Source organism: Tistlia sp. (genome assembly GCF_040905785.1).
In the GTDB taxonomy this organism is placed as follows: domain Bacteria; phylum Pseudomonadota; class Alphaproteobacteria; order Kiloniellales; family DSM-21159; genus Tistlia.
On the sequence record NZ_JBBDQW010000016.1, the window covers coordinates 70,695 to 89,293 of the forward strand.

General features: G+C 69.6%; 17 protein-coding genes and 1 tRNA gene. 8 read left to right on the plus strand and 10 right to left on the minus strand.

Annotated features, from left to right (window positions below):
* Positions 1–3: 3 nt before the first annotated feature.
* Both WD341_RS04480 and WD341_RS04485 read right to left on the minus strand, forming a co-directional pair.
* Positions 4–78: transfer RNA gene (locus WD341_RS04480), tRNA-Val, on the minus strand.
* A 131-nt stretch (positions 79–209) separates the two neighbouring features.
* Positions 210–575, minus strand: coding sequence for a response regulator transcription factor (locus tag WD341_RS04485; protein WP_368424227.1), 366 nt, complete (start codon positions 573–575; stop codon positions 210–212).
* Between the two features lie 252 nt (positions 576–827).
* Here WD341_RS04485 and WD341_RS04490 point away from each other — a divergent pair, with 252 nt between their 5' ends.
* Both WD341_RS04490 and WD341_RS04495 read left to right on the plus strand, forming a co-directional pair.
* Positions 828–1,730: an N-formylglutamate amidohydrolase gene (locus WD341_RS04490; RefSeq protein WP_368424228.1), complete on the plus strand. Its 903-nt coding sequence runs from the start codon at positions 828–830 to the stop codon at positions 1,728–1,730.
* Entirely contained in the window at positions 1,727–2,278 is a 552-nt protein-coding gene (locus WD341_RS04495) for an N-acetyltransferase family protein (RefSeq protein WP_368424229.1), read from the plus strand. Before WD341_RS04490 ends, WD341_RS04495 begins: the two co-directional genes overlap by 4 nt.
* A gap of 33 nt (positions 2,279–2,311) precedes the next feature.
* Here the strand turns inward: WD341_RS04495 and WD341_RS04500 are convergent, their stop codons facing one another.
* On the minus strand, positions 2,312–3,496 hold the full coding sequence (locus tag WD341_RS04500; protein WP_368424230.1) for a M24 family metallopeptidase: 1,185 nt from the start codon (positions 3,494–3,496) through the stop codon (positions 2,312–2,314).
* The gene (locus WD341_RS04505; RefSeq protein ID WP_368424231.1) at positions 3,493–4,590 is read right to left on the minus strand and encodes a pyridoxal-phosphate dependent enzyme; all 1,098 of its coding nucleotides are present in this window, start codon (positions 4,588–4,590) and stop codon (positions 3,493–3,495) included. Before WD341_RS04505 ends, WD341_RS04500 begins: the two co-directional genes overlap by 4 nt.
* Before the next feature lie 119 nt (positions 4,591–4,709).
* On the opposite strand from WD341_RS04505, the gene WD341_RS04510 reads away from it, so the two are divergent.
* From WD341_RS04510 to WD341_RS04520, 3 genes are all read left to right on the plus strand, one after another.
* Complete coding sequence (locus WD341_RS04510; protein WP_368424232.1) at positions 4,710–5,189, plus strand: Lrp/AsnC family transcriptional regulator; 480 nt, start codon at positions 4,710–4,712, stop codon at positions 5,187–5,189.
* A 98-nt stretch (positions 5,190–5,287) separates the two neighbouring features.
* The gene (locus WD341_RS04515) at positions 5,288–5,899 is read left to right on the plus strand and encodes a TetR/AcrR family transcriptional regulator (protein ID WP_368424233.1); all 612 of its coding nucleotides are present in this window, start codon (positions 5,288–5,290) and stop codon (positions 5,897–5,899) included.
* A 384-nt stretch (positions 5,900–6,283) separates the two neighbouring features.
* Positions 6,284–7,009: a transglycosylase SLT domain-containing protein gene (locus WD341_RS04520; protein ID WP_368424234.1), complete on the plus strand. Its 726-nt coding sequence runs from the start codon at positions 6,284–6,286 to the stop codon at positions 7,007–7,009.
* A 27-nt stretch (positions 7,010–7,036) separates the two neighbouring features.
* On the opposite strand, the gene WD341_RS04525 is transcribed toward WD341_RS04520, so the two are convergent.
* Positions 7,037–7,648, minus strand: coding sequence for a hydrolase (locus WD341_RS04525; RefSeq protein WP_368424235.1), 612 nt, complete (start codon positions 7,646–7,648; stop codon positions 7,037–7,039).
* Positions 7,649–7,935: 287 nt separating this feature from the next.
* Between WD341_RS04525 and egtB the strand changes: the two genes are divergently transcribed.
* A complete protein-coding gene (gene egtB, locus WD341_RS04530; protein ID WP_368424236.1) occupies positions 7,936–9,252 on the plus strand; it encodes an ergothioneine biosynthesis protein EgtB in 1,317 nt (438 codons plus the stop codon).
* Positions 9,253–9,776: 524 nt separating this feature from the next.
* The gene (locus tag WD341_RS04535; protein ID WP_368424237.1) at positions 9,777–11,504 is read left to right on the plus strand and encodes a methyltransferase domain-containing protein; all 1,728 of its coding nucleotides are present in this window, start codon (positions 9,777–9,779) and stop codon (positions 11,502–11,504) included.
* Between the two features lie 266 nt (positions 11,505–11,770).
* Here WD341_RS04535 and WD341_RS04540 read toward each other — a convergent pair whose 3' ends face one another.
* Together WD341_RS04540 and WD341_RS04545 are read right to left on the minus strand one after the other, a co-directional pair.
* Positions 11,771–12,973: a 3-hydroxybenzoate 6-monooxygenase gene (locus WD341_RS04540; RefSeq protein WP_368424238.1), complete on the minus strand. Its 1,203-nt coding sequence runs from the start codon at positions 12,971–12,973 to the stop codon at positions 11,771–11,773.
* A 1-nt stretch (position 12,974) separates the two neighbouring features.
* Complete coding sequence (locus WD341_RS04545; protein WP_368424239.1) at positions 12,975–13,445, minus strand: MarR family winged helix-turn-helix transcriptional regulator; 471 nt, start codon at positions 13,443–13,445, stop codon at positions 12,975–12,977.
* Positions 13,446–13,569: 124 nt separating this feature from the next.
* Between WD341_RS04545 and gtdA the strand changes: the two genes are divergently transcribed.
* A complete protein-coding gene (gene gtdA / locus WD341_RS04550; protein ID WP_368424240.1) occupies positions 13,570–14,646 on the plus strand; it encodes a gentisate 1,2-dioxygenase in 1,077 nt (358 codons plus the stop codon).
* A 57-nt stretch (positions 14,647–14,703) separates the two neighbouring features.
* Here the strand turns inward: gtdA and WD341_RS04555 are convergent, their stop codons facing one another.
* From WD341_RS04555 to WD341_RS04565, 3 genes are all read right to left on the minus strand, one after another.
* Positions 14,704–16,434: an ATP-dependent endonuclease gene (locus WD341_RS04555; protein ID WP_368424241.1), complete on the minus strand. Its 1,731-nt coding sequence runs from the start codon at positions 16,432–16,434 to the stop codon at positions 14,704–14,706.
* 151 nt (positions 16,435–16,585) lie between these two features.
* Positions 16,586–17,890 carry a TRAP transporter large permease gene (locus WD341_RS04560; protein ID WP_368424242.1) on the minus strand — a complete coding sequence of 435 codons (1,305 nt, stop codon included), beginning with the start codon at positions 17,888–17,890 and terminating at the stop codon, positions 16,586–16,588.
* Positions 17,887–18,405 (minus strand): TRAP transporter small permease, encoded by a 519-nt coding sequence (locus WD341_RS04565; protein ID WP_368424243.1) that lies wholly within the window; start codon positions 18,403–18,405, stop codon positions 17,887–17,889. Before WD341_RS04565 ends, WD341_RS04560 begins: the two co-directional genes overlap by 4 nt.
* Between the last annotated feature and the right edge of the window lie 194 nt (positions 18,406–18,599).

Here is an 18,599-nt window from a genome sequence, read left to right on the forward strand (position 1 = left end):
GGATGGTGGGCGCGGCAAGGATTGAACTTGCGACCCCCTCGATGTCAACGAGGTGCTCTCCCGCTGAGCTACGCGCCCCCATGGGGTTCCGGCGGAGGTGCGAGCACCCGTTCCGCCAGCGGGAGGCAGGCATCTAGCATCGGCCGCGGGCCATTGCAAGCGCCCGGCGCGGTCGCTCCGCGCTTTCTCGCCGCCCCGCCCGCGGCGCCTCAGGAGGCTTCGGCCAGCACGGCCTCGACCTCCTGGACCAGCTCGCGCAGATGGAAGGGCTTGGACAGCACGCGGGCACCCAGGCGGTGCCGGTCGCGGCCCTGCAGGGCGACCGCGGCGAAGCCGGTGATGAAGACGATGCGCAGGCCCGGCTGGCGCTCGGCGGCGCGGCGCGCGAGCTCGACACCGTCGAGCCCCGGCATCACCACGTCGGCGAGCAGCAGGTCGTAGGGGCCCAGGTCGAGCAGATGCTCGGCGACCTGGCCGTCGCCGACGTCGGACACCTCGTGTCCGGCGTGGCGCAGCGAGGCGGCCAGGAAGGTGCGGAGGCCCTCATCGTCCTCCGCCAGAAGAATGCGGGCCATCGCGGCGGGAAACCTCGTCCAGTTTCAACAGGATGGTCCGGAGCCCCCGCGGGGTCGGGCGGACCGCGATCGGCCGAGCATGCCATCCCTCGCGCCACCTTCGCTCGCTGCGGGGCAGGGCGGAACCATGGCATGGCGACCGGCCGCTCGCGAAGCGCTTCTCAGACGGTTCGCGACGCGGCATGCTTGTACGGTGACAGCCTGTGCCGGAATGCGTAAACAAGCCGCGAACAAAGCGAATTTTCGGAATCGATGGACGCCTTAGCCCTGACGGCCAGCTGCCGCGACCTGCTCGAGGGAGGCTCCCACGAAGTGCGCCGGCCCGCCGAGCAGCGGCTGGCGCTGGTCGTGGCGAGCCCGCACAGCGGCAACAACTACCCGGCCGAGTTCGTCTCGGCCTCGCGGCTGGACCCCCTGGCGCTGAGGCGCAGCGAGGACTGCTTCGTCGACGAGATCTTCGGCGCCGCCCCGGATCTGGGCGTACCGCTGCTGCGCGCGCTCTTCCCGCGCGCCTTCGTCGATCCCAACAGGGAGCCTTTCGAGCTCGATCCGGCGATGTTCGCCGACCGCCTGCCGGACTACGCCAACACCCGCTCGCCGCGGGTTGCCGCCGGGCTCGGCACGATCGCGCGGGTCGTGGCCAACGGCGCCGACATCTATCGCGACAAGCTCGAATTCTCCCAGGCGCTGAAGCGCATACAGGACTGCTACTGGCCCTACCACGCCAGCCTGCGCGAGCTGGTCGAGCAGACCCGCAGCCGCTTCGGTCGATGCCTGCTGCTCGACTGCCATTCCATGCCCTCGAGCGGCGGGCCGCTGGAGCGCGACGCCGGCGGCCTGCGCTTCGACATCGTGCTCGGCGACTGCCACGGCACGACCTGCAGCACCGCGATCAGCGAAGCGGCCGCGGGCTTCCTCAGCCGCCACGGCTATCGCGTATCCCGCAACAAGCCCTATTCCGGCGGCTTCGTGACGCGCCACTACGGCCGCCCCGAGGAAGGCCTGCACGCCCTGCAGATCGAGATCAACCGTGCGCTCTACATGGACGAGGAGCGGATCGCCCGCGGCCCCGGCCTCGCCAGTCTTACCGCCGACATGGCGGCCCTGCTGGAGGCGCTCGGCGAGGTCGCGGCCGAGGCGCGCGGCGGGACTTGAGCGGCCCCTCCGGCGCGCCGACCGCACGCCTGCGCGACTCCCTGGACGCCGACCTGCCGGCGATCCAGGCGATCTACGCCCACCACGTCCGCCACGGCAGCGCCTCCTTCGAGCTCGAGCCGCCGGACCTCGCCGAGATGACGGCACGGCGCCGGGCGCTGGTCGAGCGCGGCCTGCCCTACCTGGTCGCCGAGCGGCAGGGCGCGGTCGGCGGCTACGCCTACGCCGGCCCCTACCGGCCGCGGCCGGCCTACCGCTTCGCCCTTGAGGTCTCGGTCTACGTCGCCCCCGACAGCCACCGTCTCGGCCTCGGCCGGCTGCTGCTCGCCGGCCTGATCGAGCGCAGCGAGGCGCTCGGCTTCCGCCAGCTGGTGGCCGTGGTCGGCGACAGCGCCAACGCCGCCTCGATCGGCCTGCACCAGGCGCTCGGCTTCCGCCTTGCCGGCACCCTTCAGAGCGTCGGCTGGAAGCATGGCCGCTGGCTCGACTCGGTGTTCCTGCAGCGCAGCCTCGGGCCGGGCGACGCCACGCCGCCCGACGCCGCCTAGCGGGCTGGGAGATCGCGCCGCGGAGCCTCGGGCTCAGATCACCGGAAGCTCCGGCGGGGCACGGCGGCTGAGCAGCTCGGCGCCCTCGGCGCGGACCACCAGGTTCTCCTCGTGGACCTGGCCCAGCCCCGGGGCGAAGCTCAGCCCCGGCTCCAGGGTCAGCACCATGCCCGGCTCCAGGACCGTGTCGTCCCAGGCGGCGTTGGAGGGCGGCTCGGTCAGCTGCATGCCGAGGCCGTGGCCGAAGCGGCCGACGTTGCCGGCCCGGTAGCCTTCCGCCTCGATGACGCTCGCCATGACGCGGAACAGGCCGGCGCAGGTCTCGCCGGGCCGCACGGCCGCAAGACCCGCCTCGGTCGCGCGCCACAGGGTCTCGTAGGCGCGGCGGGCCCGGTCGCCGGCGGTGCCGAGGGCGAGGTTGCGGTCGAAGTCGCAGTAATAGCCGTCGAAGGTCGCGCCGGTGTCCATCATCACGACGTCGCCTCGCCGAAGCGGCTCCTCGCCCGGCGGCGAGATGACGTCCTCGTAGCCCTCCGCCCCGGCGGCCCCGACCAGGTAGGGCACGTCGTCGGCGCCGCGGGCGAGCAGGTCCCGGCGGAACCCTCGGAACACCTCGGCGAGCGACAGGCCTTCCGCAAGCCACGCCGGCAGGGCTCCGAAGGCGCCGGAGGCGATCCGGCAGGCCCAGGCGACCTTGGCGATCTCGCGCTCCGACTTGACCCGGCGCAGGGCCCGCACCAGCGGCGTCGCGTCGCCGAAGCGGGCCTCGGGTAGGCCGGCCTTCAGCCGCCCGTAGTCGGCCAGCGGCATGCGCAGCGTCGACTCGTGGCCCATCGGCAGCCCGATCCGCCCGCGCGGTCCCGCCAGCTCGCGCAGCGCCTGGTCGAGCAGGCCGAGGCCGTCGTCCGCGGGCCGCGGCGCCGGCCAGCTGCGGATGTCCTCGATCCAGGTCCGGGCCATGACCGGGGCGCCGATCTCCGGCACCACGGCGACCGGCTTGCCGGCCCGCGGCACGACCAGGAACCACGGCCGCGTCGGGCTCAGCCAGAACAGGGTGTGAAAGCCGCTGAACCAGCGTACCTCGGGCTCGGTGGTCAGCAGCAGGGCGTCCCAGTCCGCCTGCGCCATCAGGCGCTGCGCCCGCTCCAGCCGCGCCTCGAACTCCGCGGTCGGAAAGCCGCGCGGCGGCGGCCCGTTCATTTCTTCCTCGCCGCTCATGCCCCCTCCTCCACGCCCTCGGTGACGAAGGCCAGGACCCGGCTGCCGCCGTCCAGTGCGAGCGCGCCCCTCAGGGGACCGGCGTGCTGCAGGGCGGCGAGGCCGGCGGCACCCGAGGGCGTCGTGCGCAGGCCGTGGCGGGCCAGCAGGGCGACCGTCTCGGCGCAGGCTTCGTCGTCGAGGGCGAGGACGTCGTCGGCCGCCAGCGCCAGCGCGCCGAGCGCCAGGTGCGAGGGCTCCTTGCAGTCGAGCCGGCCCATGGTCGAGACCGGCCCCGGCGCCCGAACCGGACGGCCGGCGCGCAGGCTCTCCATCAGGCAGCGCGCGCTCGCGGGCTCGACCACGAGCAGGCGCGGCGCCTCGCCCCAGCGCGCCCGGAACAGCGCTGCCATTGCGGCGGCGAAACCGCCGACGCCGGCCTGCAGGAAGACGTGGCTCGGCGGCTCGGCGAGCGCTTCGACGACCTCGGCGGCGGCGACCAGGTAGCCCTCCATGACCCGTGCCGGCAGCGCGACCTGCCCCGGCCAGGAGGAATCCGGCAGCAGCGTCCAGCCCCGACGCTCCGCCTCCGCCGAGGCCTCGGCCATGGCCGCCTCGTAGTCGGCGCCGGCGCGCCGGACCTCGGCGCCGGCGGCGCGCAGCCGCCGGGCGAAGGCCTCCGGCACCGCCTCGGCCAGGAAGATCACGGCGCCGGCGCCGAACAGGCGTGCGCCTGTCGCTACCGACAGGCCGTGGTTGCCGGCGCTGGCGCAGCAGTAGACGCATCCCTCGAGGGCGACGGCCATCGCCGCCGCCTCCGCCGGCCGGCCCGGCCGATCGAGTCGCCGCGCCGCCTCGCGGGCCAGGACGTAGGTGGCGCCGAGGGCCTTGAAGCTGCCCAGCCCCATGCGCCCGCTCTCGTCCTTGACGTGCAGCGAGGCGACCTCGAGCGTCCGCGCCAGGGCGGGCAGCGCGCGCAGCGGGGTCGGCGCGGCGGCCGGGCAGCGCGCCAGCAGGGCCAGCGGCTCTGCCGGGTCGGTCGCGACCGCGCCCGCGGCGAGGGCGGCGCCTTCCGGCAGCCCGCGGCTGCGCCAGGGATTGTGAAGCAGCTCCATCGAGGACCTCCGGCAGGATATCTAGCGGGCAGCCTAGCAGGCGGCCGCGAGGCGGTTTTGCGCGGGGGCGGCCATGCACCTAAGGTTCTTGCGTTCGACAGCCACACAACGGCGGAATCATGACGTCCCTGCCCCTCGATCCGATCGACCGCCAGCTGCTCGACCTGCTTCAGCAGGACGCCGGCCGCTCCCTGGAGAGCCTGGCCGGCGAGGTCGCGCTCTCGGCGCCGGCGGTGCAGCGGCGGATCCGGCGGCTGCGGGCCGCGGGCGTCATCACCGCCCAGGTCGCGCTGGTCGAGCCGGCCGCCGTCGGCCTGCCGATGACCTTCATCGTGACCGTCGAGCTGGAGCGCGAGCGCGCCGACCAGATCGACGGCTTCCGCCGCAAGGCGGCCGCCGAGCCGCTGGTCCAGCAGTGCTACTACGTCACCGGCGAGGGCGACTTCGTGCTGGTCGCCCTGGCCCGCGACCTCGACGACTTCGAGGCGCTGACGCGGCGGCTGCTGTTCGACGACCCCAACGTGCGCCGCTTTCGCACCTCCGTGGTCATGGGCAAGCCGCTGCGTGGCACCGCCGTCCCCGCCGGCCACGCCTCCTGACCGGGCGGCGCCGAAGCCGCTCGACAGACGGCCGGCCCCGACCGAAAATGCAGTCGGCTCATTTTTGGGCTGGCCGGTAATCTTGAGGGGGAGCGAAGGTGAGCGGCCTGAGGGCGAGGCAGAAGGTGGAGCGGCGGCAGCGCCTGCTCCTGGCGGCGGCCACCCATTTCCGCGCGTCCGGCTACGAGGGCACCCGGATCGAGGAGATCGCCGCCACGGCCGAGCTCTCGGCCGGCACGGTCTACAACTATTACCGCCACAAGGGCGAGCTGCTGATCGCCGTGGTTTCGATGCAGCTCGAGGAAGTGCTCGAGGAGGGCGAGAGGCTGGTGGCAGAACCTCCGGCGACCGCCGAGGCCGCGATCAACGCCCTGGTCGAGGTCGGGCTCGACCGGGCCCTGGGCTATCTCTCCAAGGACAACTGGCGCCATGCCCTGGCCAGCGCGACGGCGCAGCCGGAGACCGACCTGGCCCGGCGCTACGCCGATCTCGAGGCGCGCCTCGCCGACCAGGTTAGGCGCCTGCTCGACGGGCTGCAGCAGCAGGGCGCGATCCGCGACGACCTCGACACCATCGCCTTCGGCGCCCTGATCTCCAACAACGCCAGCCGGCTGTTCCACGCCTACGTCAGGGAAGAGGGCCGCGCCCTCGAGGAGCTGAAGGCCGGCCTGCGCGCACAGCACGCCGCCCTGTGCCGCCGCATCGCCTGATCGGCTCTTCCGGCAGGGCGCCAACCGTCTCCGCAGAAAAAAAGGGCCGTGCACGAGGCACGGCCCAAGTTTAGGGAGGAAACGCCCTTAGAGACGTACGGCAGAAGGGCGCGGACAGCACCATTCATGCCGCACTGCAAAATATGATCGCGGGCGAGCCGTTTGGCAAAGGGAAAATGCATCGCGAGCAGAACCATATGGTTACGGGCGGTCGTGGAAGTGCTGTCTTCGGACCGCGAGCGGGCGATACCGCAGCGCAACACAGACGGGCCGAGTCCGTGAGGGCCGGCGGAAGGCGCGAGGAACTGCGGCCGGCCGGCCCCGGCACCCATGGCACGGGCCTTGCAGCCCCTGGAGGCAACGACCGCCAAGGAGCCCCCGCCCGTGACCCCTGCATTTTTCCCCTCCTGTCTCGCCCTTGCCGCCCTGTTCGCCCTGCTGGCGCCGCAGCCGGTCCGGGCGATGCTGCCCCAGGCCCTGGATAACTGGGACGTCTGCTCCCGCCACATCGACGCGGCCGAGTCGATCCTCGGCCTGCCGCCGAAGATCCTGGTCGCAATCTCCCTGGCCGAGTCGGGCCGCTACAGCAAGGAGCGCTCGGCAACTCTTGCCTGGCCCTGGACGGTCATGGCCGAGGGGCGCGGGCGATATCTGCCGAGCCGCGAGGCGGCCATCGCCGAGGTCCGCGGACTCAAGGCGCGCGGCGTCCGCAACATCGACGTCGGCTGCATGCAGATCAACCTGATGTACCACGGCGAGGCCTTCGACGACGTCGAGCAGGCCTTCGACCCGGCGTTCAACGTGGCCTACGCCGCGAAATTCCTGATGGACCTGCGCCAGAAGACCAACTCCTGGATCCGCGCCGTCGCCCGCTATCACTCGGCGACACCCGTCCACGCCGACCGCTACCGTACCAAGGTCCTGGCGCTCTGGCGGCAGGCGCGCACCGATGCCTACAAGGACCAGGTCGCCGAGCTGCAGGCCAGCCGCAGCGCCGTCCAGGCCAATCGCGGCGCCGTTTCGACCAGCCGCAGCGGCCGCATTCAGGCGGGCGGCGCCGAGGGCCTGCGCGCCAACCGCAACGGCGCCATCGGCGGCATCGCGAACTGAGCGACGCTGCCGCCGCTGCCGCCTGCCCTACCCCTCCGCCTCGCCGGCCAACGCCCGGAACCGCTCCAGGTAGGCGCGCTTGGCTTCGCCCGGCGGGCGCGGCGCCAGCTCCAGCGCCAGCATCGCGGCGGCGGCGGCCCCGCGCGGCTTGCCGAAGCAGGCGCGGGCCTCCGCCGGGCTGAAGCCGGCGAGCCGGGTCGCCTCCAGGTAGGCCGAGGCGACGTCCGCGCGCTTGATCGCGGCCGCCACGGCCGCCGGCAGGGCAGCGGGCAGCGCGAAGCGGATGTGGATCGCCGCGAGCAGGCGCAGCTCGAAAGCCTTGTAGTCGAGCCCGACCGCCGCCTTGAAGGGTGAGATCAGGTCGCCGACGACGTACTCCGGCGCGTCGTGCAGCAGCGCGGCCAGGCGCCACCGTGCCGGCCAGCCCGGCAGCGCCAGGCCGGCCAGCCGCTCGACCAGCAGGCAGTGCTCGGCGACGCTGTAGGCCCAGTCGCCCTCGGTCTGGCCGTTCCAGCGCGCGACCCGCGACAGGCCGTGGGCGATGTCCTCGATCTCGATGTCGAGCGGCGAGGGATCGAGCAGATCGAGACGCCGCCCCGACAGCATGCGCTGCCAGGCCCGCTCCGCAGCCTGTGCCATGACGCTCCCCTGGTCGGTCCCTGGTTAATGCGGTTTCTGGTCGATGGTCTCGGGGGGCGCCCGGCGCCCCGACGGCAGGATAGGCAGGGCGGGGGGGAACTCAAGCGCCCCCGCGCCGGCACCGCCGAGGATGTACGGCGACATCGCTTCGGCCGGGGCGGCGCCGGAACATCGGCGCCGCCCCGGCGTTCTTGCGGCATAGTGCGCGCCGTTCGGGAAGCACCCCTGGACGGCGCGCCCTTGCGTTTGCGAGCCTGCCCCGCCGGACCGACGACCAGGAGACCCCCATGGCCCGCGCCTCCAGCCGACCGCTCTTCGCCGAGACCCTGGCGCCCGACCGGCTCGCCGCGCTCTACCGCGCGACCCGGCAGCGCACCCTGGCGCTGATCGAGGGGCTGGCGCCGGAGGACATGACGGTGCAGTCGATGGAGGACGCCAGCCCGACCAAGTGGCACCTGGCGCACACCAGCTGGTTCTTCGAGGAATTCGTGCTGCGCCCGCACCTGGCGGGCTACGCCTCGCCCGACGAGCGCTTCGCCTTCCTGTTCAATTCCTACTACGTCGCCGCCGGCCCGCGCTTCGCCCGCGACCGGCGCGGCCTGGTGACCCGGCCGACGGTCGCCGAGGTCCTCGACTACCGCGCCGGCGTCGACGCGGCGATGGCGCGGCTGCTGGACTCCGGCGAGGCGCCCGCGGACCTGATCGAGCTCGGCTGCCACCACGAGATGCAGCACCAGGAGCTGCTGCTGACCGACCTGCTGCACGTGCTGAGCCACAATCCCCTGCTGCCCGTCTACCGGGCACCGACGCCGCTCGCCAGCGTCGAGGCCGCGCCGGCCGGCTGGCAGAGGTTCGAGGGCGGCATCGTCGAGATCGGCCACGGCGGCGACAGCTTCGCCTACGACTGCGAAGGCCCGCGCCACCAGGCGCTGCTGCGGCCCTACGAGCTGGCGACGCGGGCCGTGACCTGCGGCGAGTGGCTCGAGTTCATGGCCGACGGTGGCTACGAAACCCCCGGCCTGTGGCTGATGGACGGCTTCGCGACGGCCCGGCGCGAGGGGTGGGAGGCGCCCGGCTACTGGTGGCGGGACGAGGGCGGCGGGGCCGGCGACGGCAGCGGAGACGGGGGCTGGATGACCTTCTCGCTGCGCGGCCCCCAGCCGGTCGACCCGCAGGCGCCGGTCTCCCACGTCAGCTACTACGAGGCCGAGGCCTTCGCACGCTGGGCCGGCGCACGCCTGCCGAGCGAGTTCGAGTGGGAGCGGGCGGCGGGGCCGGTGCAGCCGGGCAATACGCTGGAGAGCGGGGCGCTGCGTCCGCGCCGGGCGCTTGCCGGCAGCGGCGCCGGGAGCGGCGACGGCCTGCTGCAGCTCTGGGGCGACGTCTGGGAGTGGACCGGCTCGTCCTACCTGCCCTACCCCGGCTTCCGGGCCCCCGAGGGCGCGGTCGGAGAGTACAACGGCAAGTTCATGGTCAACCAGTTCGTGCTGCGCGGCGGCTCGGCCCTGACGCCGCGCGACCAGCTGCGGCCGACCTACCGGAACTTCTTCTACCCGCACCAGCGCTGGCAGATGACCGGCCTGCGCCTGGCCCGCGACGCCTGAGCGGTAAGATGGAATCGACCGCGCTAAAATAAATGTTCGCGTACCGCCAGAATTCGCACTTCAGTCCCGCCACGTTCGGATGACGGTCAACGCCAGAATTCCAATAGACCCGAACAATCGTCGCGAACATGCGCGGAACGCCGCCTGAACGTTCCTTCAGTCGTGGGGCAGCGGATTTGAGCGGAAGAGACTCACCCTACCACATAAAGAATCTAATTTAACCCTTAGAATTCCCCGGCGACCTGATAACCTCTGAAGCGAGCGGTCGGGCACCTTCGGACGGGGCCGCCGCTCGCCTCGATCGGGACCTGTGGTGTCCCCTCTTGCGCGCCTTTCCCGAGTATCCGGCCCCATTTTGCGCTGCGGCGCGGCCGGCGGCGCGCGGTCCCGGTCTCGCGGGCCGGCCGGCCTTCGGCACGGCCCGTTCATCGAAGGAGCGCAGCCCCCGTGGGCCGGCGTCGCCGCGTGCCGGCGGCGCCTTGCCAGGGCCGCGCCCGACAACGAAGAACGAGGAGCTGCGACGAATGACCTCCGACACCATCCGCCAGGACAATGCCGAGCTCACGGCCCAGAAGCAGGACTACGGCAAGGATCCGCTGGCCAAGCGCGAGACCGGGCACTACCGGGCGGAGTACGTGAAGAGCTTCGTCGAGAAGTGGGACGAGCTGATCGACTGGCAGGCGCGCGCCGAGAGCGAGGGCGACTTCTTCATCGACATCCTGCGCTCGCGCGACACCCACAAGGTGCTCGATGTCGCCTGCGGCACCGGCTTCCACTCGGTGCGCCTGACCGAGGCCGGCTTCGACGTGACCGCGATCGACGGCAACGCGGCGATGCTGGCCAAGGCCTTCGAGAACGCCAAGAAGCGCAGCCTGATCCTGAAGCTGACCCAGGCCGACTGGCGCTGGCTGAACCGGGACATCCAGGGCAAGGCCGACGCCGTGGTCTGCCTGGGCAACTCCTTCACCCACCTCTTCGACGAGATGGACCGCCGCCGCGCGCTGGCCGAGTTCTACGCCGCGCTCAAGCACGACGGCATCCTGGTCATCGACCAGCGCAACTACGACGCCATCCTCGACAACGGCTTCTCGACCAAGCACAAGTACTACTACTGCGGCAAGCGGGTGACGGCCGAGCCTGAGTACTTCGACGACGGGCTGATCCGCTTCAAGTACTCCTTCCCGGATGACTCGTCCTACACGCTCAACATGTTCCCCCTGCGCAAGAACTACATGCGCCGCCTGCTGCGGGAGGCAGGCTTCGAGCGGGTCCACACCTTCGGCGACTTCGAGGCCGACTTCGAAGACCACGAACCCGACTTCCTGGTCCACGTCGCCGAGAAGACGGTGGTGCGCAAAGTCCAGGTCCGCAGGCCCGAGAGCGCCATCGACAGCCCCGCCGGCTCGGAAATCCAGGCCGACGTGCGCGCCGTCGCCGAGGACTACTACGACAGCGACGACGCCGACGCCTTCTACCACCGCATCTGGGGCGGCGAGGACATCCACATCGGCCTCTACGAAGAGACCGACCGCATCAAGGACGCCAGCCGGCGCACCGTCGAGGCGATGGTCGAGCAGCTCGAGACGGTGGCCCCGCTCGACCGCGAGCGCAAGGTCCTGGACATCGGCGCCGGCTACGGCGGCGCCGCGCGCTACCTGGCGAAGACCCGGGAGTGCAAGGTCGCCTGCCTCAACGTCAGCGAGACCCAGAACGACACCAACCGCTATCTCAACCGGCGCCAGAAGCTGAACGACCTGGTCTCGGTCGTCCACGGCACCTTCGAGGAGATCCCAGAGCCCGACGCCACCTACGACGTCGTCTGGTCGCAGGACGCGATCCTGCACAGCGGCGACCGCGAGCAGGTCTTCCGCGAGGTCGACCGGGTGCTCAGGCCCGGCGGCTCCTTCATCTTCACCGACCCGATGCAGGCCGACGACTGCCCCGAGGGCGTCCTGCAGCCGGTCTACGACCGCATCCACCTGGAGAGCCTGGGCTCCTTCGCCTTCTACCGGGAGACCGCCGAGAAGCTGGGCTTCGAGGTCGTCGCCCTGCAGCCGCTGACCGACAACCTGCGCACCCACTACGCCCGGGTCGGCGAGGAGCTGAAGGCCAACTACGACGAGCTGGCCGGCCTCTCCAGCCGCGAGTACCTGGACCGCATGCTGGTCGGCCTGGACAACTGGGTGAAGGCGGCGGACGAGGGCTGGCTCGCCTGGGGCATCCTGCACTTCCGCAAGCCGCTCAAGAGCTGAGCCGCAACGGCATCCACCTGGGAGACCACGCCGGGCGCGGACGGGAGACCGCGCCCGGCGTCTTCTTGTCCAGCTTACCGTCCTCGCATTGTTTCCCGTCATCCCCGCGAAAGCGGGGATCCAGAGAACAGCACCGCTCGCACGGAAGACCGCCGGACCGCATGGCCGTCGCCTTTCTCTGGCTCCCCGCTTTCGCGGGGGTGACGGGGGAAGGCGGGGGTGACGGGGAAATGTGGGGGACGGGGGAAAGGTGGCCCCTCGCCCCGCTACCGCACCGCCGAGGCGCCCTCGGCCAGGCCGGAGCCGCCGTAGAGCCATTGCAGGCTGTCGTACCAGTCCTCGGCGGTGCGGGCGCCGAGCAGGGTGTTGCGCAGGCGGGCGTGGGCGCCGGCCGGGTGGTAGATGTGGTCGCCGATCAGGCGCGACTGCAGCTGCACGCGGCTGGTCCGGTCGATCCGGCGGTCGCGGTAGGCGGCGAGCGCCGTCTCGACCTCCCGGTCGGCGGCCAGCAGGCCGGACAGGCAGACCGCGTCCTCCATGGCCATGCAGGCGCCCTGGGCGAAGTACTGCATCATCGGGTGGGCGGCGTCGCCGAGCAGGACGACGCGGCCGTCCTGCCAGTCCAGCACCGGGTCGCGGTCGCACAGCACCCAGAGGCGCCAGTCGCTGCCCTGCTCGAGGATGCCGCGCGGCACGGGGTGGATGTGCTCGAAGCCGCGGCGCACCTCCTCGGCCGTGACCGGCTTGCCGGCGACCGGCTCGGGCGCGTCGTTGTGGTAGGTGACGACCAGGTTGAAGAGCTTCCAGCCGCTCAAGGGGTAGTGGACGATGTGGCACTTCGGCCCGGCCCAGAGCGCCGCCGCGTTCCAGCGCAGCGCCTCGGGCATGCGCTCGACCGGGATCACCGAGCGGTAGGTGGTGTGGCCCGAGACGCGCGGCGCGCCGTCGCCGACGAGCTGCTGGCGGACCTTGGACCAGAGCCCGTCGGCACCGACCAGCGCGCGCCCGGCGACGCGCTCGCCGCCGGCCAATAGGGCGGTGACGCCGCCGCCGTCCTGCTCGTAGCCGAGGACCTCCGCGCTGGTGCGCAGCGCCACCAGCGGGCTCTCCTCGCAGGCGCGCAGGAAGACGCCGTGCAGGTCGCCGCGGTGGACCACGGCGTAGGGGTTGCCGAAGCGCGCGCGGAAGGCCTCGCCGAGCGGCACCCGCGCGATCTCCTCGCCGCTCATGGCGTCCATCAGCTGCAGGCGATCGATGTAGACCGCCATGGCGCGCGCCGCGTCGCCGACGCCCAGGTGGTCGAAGGCGTGGAAGGCGTTGGGGCCGAGCTGGATGCCGGCGCCGATCTCGCCGAGCCGCGGCGCCTTCTCCAGCACCAGGCTGGCGATGCCCTGCTGCGCCAGGCCGAGGGCCGTCGCCAGGCCGCCGATGCCGCCGCCGGCGATCAGGATAGGGTCCGCCGTCGCCATGTCAGCCTCCCTGCCCGGCGCGCTTCAGCGGCACGCGCGAGTGTTCGTTGTTGAGCTCGACCAGGGCCCCGAGCAGCCGCATCAGCTGCGCGCGCTCGGGCTCGGCGAGCGGCGCCAGGATGCGCGCCTGGGCGCGCTGCACCAGCGGCTCCGCCTCGCGCAGCAGGGCCGCGCCGGCCGCGGTCAGGTGGAGCTGCTTGACGCGCCGGTCGCCGGCGCCCGGGCAGCGCTCGATCCAGCCCTTCTCCTCCAGCCGCTCGAGCACGCCGCCCAGGGTCGAGCGGTCGTAGGCGATGACCGCGGAGAGGCGCGTCGCGTCGACGCCCGGCTGGTCGCGCGCGGCGACCAGGGCGGCGTACTGCACCGGCGTCAGGTCGAGCGCCCCGCACTCCTCGACGAAGATCGCCACGGCGATCTGCTGGGCGCGGCGGATCAGGTGGCCCGGCTTGCCGTAGATGTCGTCCAGGATCATGGTCTCTCGCTCTCTCCCTTGGCGCGCGGCGGTGCGGGCACCTTCCCCGACCGCGCCCGGGTTTATTTGACAGCATACTGTCAGTCGCCATACTGACGAGCAAGAAGCCGCGAGGGAGGACGCCATGAGGCCGGCCGACAGCGAGACCAGCAAGGCGTCGGCGCCCGGCGCCGAGGCCGAGCGCGAGGCCTTCTACGAGAAGATCGACAAGTCCAACATGACCGCCCTCTGGACGGTCTTGGGCGCGCTCGTCACCAAGGAGCCGAAGAGCGCCTGCCGGCCCTTCGGCTGGCGCTTCGAGGCGATCCGCGAGGCCATCCTCGAGGCCGGCGGCCTGATCACCGCCCGCGAGGCCGAGCGGCGGGTGCTGGTCCTGGAGAACCCCGGCCTGCGCGGCCAGTCGAAGATCACGACCTCGCTCTATGCCGGCGTCCAGCTGGTGCTGCCCGGCGAGGTCGCCCCGGCCCACCGCCACAGCCAGTCGGCGCTCCGCCTGGTGCTCGAGGGCAAGGGCGCGCACACGGCGGTCGAGGGCGAGCGGGTGATGATGAGCCCCGGCGACTTCATCATCACGCCCTCGATGGCCTGGCACGACCACGGCAACGAGAGCGCCGACCCGGTGTTCTGGCTCGACGGCCTGGACATCCCGCTGGTCCAGTTCCTCGACGCCTCCTTCGTCGAGCACCTGGGCGCCGAGGAGCAGCCGGTGACCAGGCCGACCGGCGATTCCCTGGCCCGCTACGGCGCCAACCTGCTGCCGGTCGACTACCGGCCCGAGGAGGCCCGCCCGACCTCGCCGATCTTCCACTACCCCTACGCGCGCAGCCGCGAGGCGCTCGACCAGCTGTCGCTCGCCCAGGACTGGGACCCCTGCCACGGCCTCAAGCTGCGCTTCGCCAACCCGGCGACCGGCGCCCACGCCATGCCGACCCTGGGCACCTTCCTGCAGATGCTGCCCAAGGGCTTCGAGACGCAGCGGATCCGCTCGACCGACGCCACCGTCTACGTCTGCCTGGAGGGCGGCGGCCGCAGCCGCATCGGCGAGGAGACCATCGCCTGGGGGCCCCGGGACGTCTTCGTCGCCCCGAGCTGGCAGCCGGTCAGCCACGAGCCCGACGGCGAGAGCGTGCTGTTCGGCTTCTCCGACCGGCCGGTCCAGGAGAAGCTCGGGCTGTGGCGGGAGGACCGGGGGAACGGGTGAAGGGGGACCTACTCAATCCTCTACTGGAGGTGCGACCGCAAGGCGCAGGCGCAATAACTACTTTCCCATAAATTTCGATACAAGCGAATCGACAAAATTAACCAATGGGGCGTCGAGTTCTTTTCGTATAATGGTCTTCGGGTTGTTGGCCGCGTACTCGGACAACCAACTCTTTACTTGACACTTGATGCTCTCATTCCAGGGTTTTCCCGCCTCTCGAAACTGTCTCTCTGCCACTTGCGACCATTTCAACTTCGGCCTCCCCTTTGGCCTGCTCTTCGGATCCACCCCGAACTCGGTCAAAAAACTACTCCCGTATATATCCTTGTTGTAGATGTCCTCAAGCTCACTCTCGGTTAGGTGCGGTACAGCACATAGATTTACCTCTGATACTTTCAGTGATCTCGCGCTTATTGCCCTCTCCACAGCCAACCTACCCTCATTGTCATTGTCGATGAAGCACTGCACCTGACAAGCTGACGCCTTGTAAAAAGATGCCTTATGGGATAAACCACTAGCGCCGCCAAGATAATCTATAGTAACTTCGCCCTGGTCTAATGCGTTCTTTATCGCATCGCTGTACGTTGGAAGGATTGCCCTCAAAGCCCGTGCGTCATCATAGCCCTCAACGATAATTACAACACTTGCATTATGCAAATTATCGGCAAAGCGAACCCCGAGCGCTTCGCGGATATCTGACACGTGATCTGCACATTTGGCCTTGCTTCCCTTTACGATGATAGTGTTCTGAAGATTGTTCATGTTCACGAAAAGTGGAGAGTGACTCGAGAGAACGATCTGGTTATTCTTTGAGAGGTCTTCAATGACCGTGCGGAGCTCATGAACAGCATTGGGATGCAGATGCGACTCCGGCTCCTCGATTGCGACCACGGTACTGGATCCGAGATAGGATTGCTCAGAGGCGTGACGCATTAGAGCCAACGCGACCAAGCTTTGGACGCCATCTCCCTTTCTTTCGAGCTTCGTCTCCTGACCGTCGTCCACCAGGATCTCAACCTCCCGTCGCATCGCCCGCTGTCGCGCCTCTCGCCGTGCCTCCAGCCGGACCGTTTTCACGCTGGGCAAGAAATTTGATACAGTCTGCTGGATCGTAGTTGCCAGTTCATCAAACAGGGGCTTCTGGAGTTGGTCGATCTTGTTGAGCGCCTGAGAATACTCCGGGTTCTCCTCCAGCGATCTCAGTTCTCTTTCAACAAGCTGAGATATTACACGATTAGCAGAGTCGGCCGTACGGATCGCGGGAATATACTCGAACCTGATCCGCCTCGAAACAAAATCGGCAATGCGCGTCGACTTCTTATTTAGTGTAGCGTATCCTCTTCCTGGCTTCTGGACAGAAACATCAAAATCCCTTTGGCCGAATGAAAAAAGTATTGGAAGCGTTCCGTTTAGGTTGCTTTTGATCTCTTCTTGGAACGAAGACACCTCTGATTCATTAAGTTGAAATTCGAGCGTGATGTTTGTTTTGCTTAGGTCGTTGGCCTTGTGTTGCTTACTTATTGGAAAATCCACTCTCCAATCATACTGTGTATGTGAGTAAGGCCGCCCAAGAATGGTGGACGGTACCCGCATAACTCGACCGTCTGCAGTTCTACGAACCTGGCGGTGCCAGCTGATAAGCGCATCCATACCAAGCGCCAGGGCATGAAGTATGTTAGACTTCCCCTCGTTGTTGGCCCCGATCAACAAAGAATAATCAGAAAGTGGAATCTTTCTTGCTGTGGTAATACTGCGATAATTTTCAACTGAGAATGAAACAAGCTTCATGACTCGTCCCCCAAAAAGCGCCAGTATGCCAAACTACCGACTTTGCTCGCACCTCGCGAGTAAGAGCGATCAGCAATGCGCGGTGCCCTCGGCGCACGCTGTTCAGGGCTCATGAGAGTGACCCATCGCGCCTTGTTTACTTGTCAGCCCCCTACCCCGCGAACTGCGGCATCAGCAGCCGCGGCAGCCACAGCACCAGCGAGGGGAAGGCGATGACCAGCAGCAGGATCGCCAGCATCGGCGCCAGGATCATCGCCACGTGCTTGATCGCCTGGCCGACGGTGATGTTGCCGATGGCGCAGGAGATCAGCAGGCACAGGCCGTAGGGCGGCGTGACCAGGCCGAAGGCCAGGCTGATGACGCCGATGATGGCGAAGTGGATCGGGTGCATGCCGACGGCCTGAGTCACCGGCCACAGCACCGTGCCCAGGATGATGATCGCCGGGATGGCGTCGATGAAGCAGCCGATCAGCAGGAAGGAGACGGCGACCGCGACGCCCATCTCGGTCACGCCCAGCTCCATGGCCGTGACGTAGGAGACCAGGGCCGCCGGCACCCGGAAATAGGCCAGGATGAAGCCGAAGGCGCTGGCCGTGCCGATGCAGAACAGCGAGATGGCGGCGAAGCGGCCGGTGTCGTAGAGCACGACCGCCAGGGTGCGCGCGCCGACCGAGCGGTAGACGAAGGCGCCCAGCACCAGGGCGTAGAGGGCGGCCACGACCGAGGCCTCGGTCGGGGTGAAGAGGCCGCCGACGATGCCGCCGATGATGATGACCGGGGTCAGCAGCGCCAGGAAGGCGCCGGCGACCGCGCGGGCCAGCTCGACCAGGGTCGCGCGGTCGTGCAGGCCCATGCCGTGGCGCCTGGCGTAGTAGTAGACCGTGGCCATCTGGGCCAGGCCGATCAGGATGCCGGGCACGACGCCGGCCAGGAACAGCCCGCCGATCGAGACCGACATCAGGCCGCCCCAGACGACCATCAGGATCGAGGGCGGGATGATCACGCCCATGACCGCCGAGCAGGCCGTGACCGCGACCGCGAAGGAGGCGCTGAAGCCCTCCTTCTTCATCTGCGGGATCAGCAGCGAGCCGATGCCGGCGGCGTCGGCGGTCGAGGAGCCGGAGATGCCGGCGAAGAACATCGAGACCACGACGTTGACGTGGCCGAGGCCGCCCGGCAGGTGGCCGACCAGGGCGCGGGCGAGGCGGATCAGCCGGTCGGTGATGCCGGCGGCGTTCATCAGGTTGGCGGCCAGCAGGAAGAAGGGCACGGCCAGCAGGATGAAGGCGTTGTAGGACTTGAACATCTGCTGGAGCAGCAGGACCGGCGTCATGCGCGGCTCGATAAAGAAGACCGGCAGGCAGGCGAGCGCCAGCGCGAAGGAGACCGGCACCCGCAGCACGATGAAGAAGAGGAAGGTGCCGAACAGGATCAGCGAGACGTCGAGCGGGCTCAAACGTCCATCCCCCGCAGGCTGGCTGGATCGGGGCCGGGGTCGCGCCCGCTCAGGATTCTGACCTCGCGGACCACCTTCTCGGCCAGGAACAGCAGGAACAGCAGGCCGGCGAGCGGCCAGGACCCGTAGATCCAGTTCATCGGCAGCTCGGCGATCTCGGAGGTCTGGTTCCAGCCGAACAGCACCAGGTCCCAGCCGTACCAGGCGAAGGCGAAGGCGACGAGTCCGATCGCCAGGTGGACGAAGAGGCGCTTGCCCGCCTCGACCTTGGGGTTGGCGCTGGGCGGCAGCAGGTCGAGGTCGAAGTGCGAGGCGTCGCGCACCGCGCAGGCGGCGCCGATCATGATCATCCAGACGAAGCAGAAGCGCGCGATCTCCTCGGTCCAGAGATAGCGCGGGATGATCCCGGTGTAGCGCGACAGCACCTGCATCGAGACCGGCACGAGCAGCCCGGCGACGAGCAGGCCGAGCACGACCTTGAGCGCAAGGTGTATGACGTCGAGGACCCGTTTCATGGGCGCGCGGGTCCTCCCTCTCTGCCCCCGTGGGGGGGAGAGGGCCGGGGTGAGGTGGGGGCCGGCCGAGACGAAAGCGCCGGGGATGGAAGGCGGGCGCGGGCGGAACGCCCCCACCTCTCCCGACCTCTCCCCCCCCTGGGGGGGCGGAGAGGGGAAGTGAGGGAGCCTCCCTCTCCGCCCCCTGAGGGGGC

Coding starts and splice junctions, on each gene's coding strand:
- gtdA (WP_368424240.1), top strand. CDS start 13,570: ATGAGGCCGGCCGACAGCGAGACCAGCAAGGCGTCGGCGCCCGGCGCC.
- egtB (WP_368424236.1), top strand. CDS start 7,936: ATGGCCCGCGCCTCCAGCCGACCGCTCTTCGCCGAGACCCTGGCGCCC.
- WD341_RS04540 (WP_368424238.1), bottom strand. CDS start 12,973: ATGGCGACGGCGGACCCTATCCTGATCGCCGGCGGCGGCATCGGCGGC.
- WD341_RS04555 (WP_368424241.1), bottom strand. CDS start 16,434: ATGAAGCTTGTTTCATTCTCAGTTGAAAATTATCGCAGTATTACCACA.
- WD341_RS04490 (WP_368424228.1), top strand. CDS start 828: ATGGACGCCTTAGCCCTGACGGCCAGCTGCCGCGACCTGCTCGAGGGA.
- WD341_RS04505 (WP_368424231.1), bottom strand. CDS start 4,590: ATGGAGCTGCTTCACAATCCCTGGCGCAGCCGCGGGCTGCCGGAAGGC.
- WD341_RS04510 (WP_368424232.1), top strand. CDS start 4,710: ATGACGTCCCTGCCCCTCGATCCGATCGACCGCCAGCTGCTCGACCTG.
- WD341_RS04500 (WP_368424230.1), bottom strand. CDS start 3,496: ATGAGCGGCGAGGAAGAAATGAACGGGCCGCCGCCGCGCGGCTTTCCG.
- WD341_RS04535 (WP_368424237.1), top strand. CDS start 9,777: ATGACCTCCGACACCATCCGCCAGGACAATGCCGAGCTCACGGCCCAG.
- WD341_RS04565 (WP_368424243.1), bottom strand. CDS start 18,405: ATGAAACGGGTCCTCGACGTCATACACCTTGCGCTCAAGGTCGTGCTC.
- WD341_RS04485 (WP_368424227.1), bottom strand. CDS start 575: ATGGCCCGCATTCTTCTGGCGGAGGACGATGAGGGCCTCCGCACCTTC.
- WD341_RS04525 (WP_368424235.1), bottom strand. CDS start 7,648: ATGGCACAGGCTGCGGAGCGGGCCTGGCAGCGCATGCTGTCGGGGCGG.
- WD341_RS04545 (WP_368424239.1), bottom strand. CDS start 13,445: ATGATCCTGGACGACATCTACGGCAAGCCGGGCCACCTGATCCGCCGC.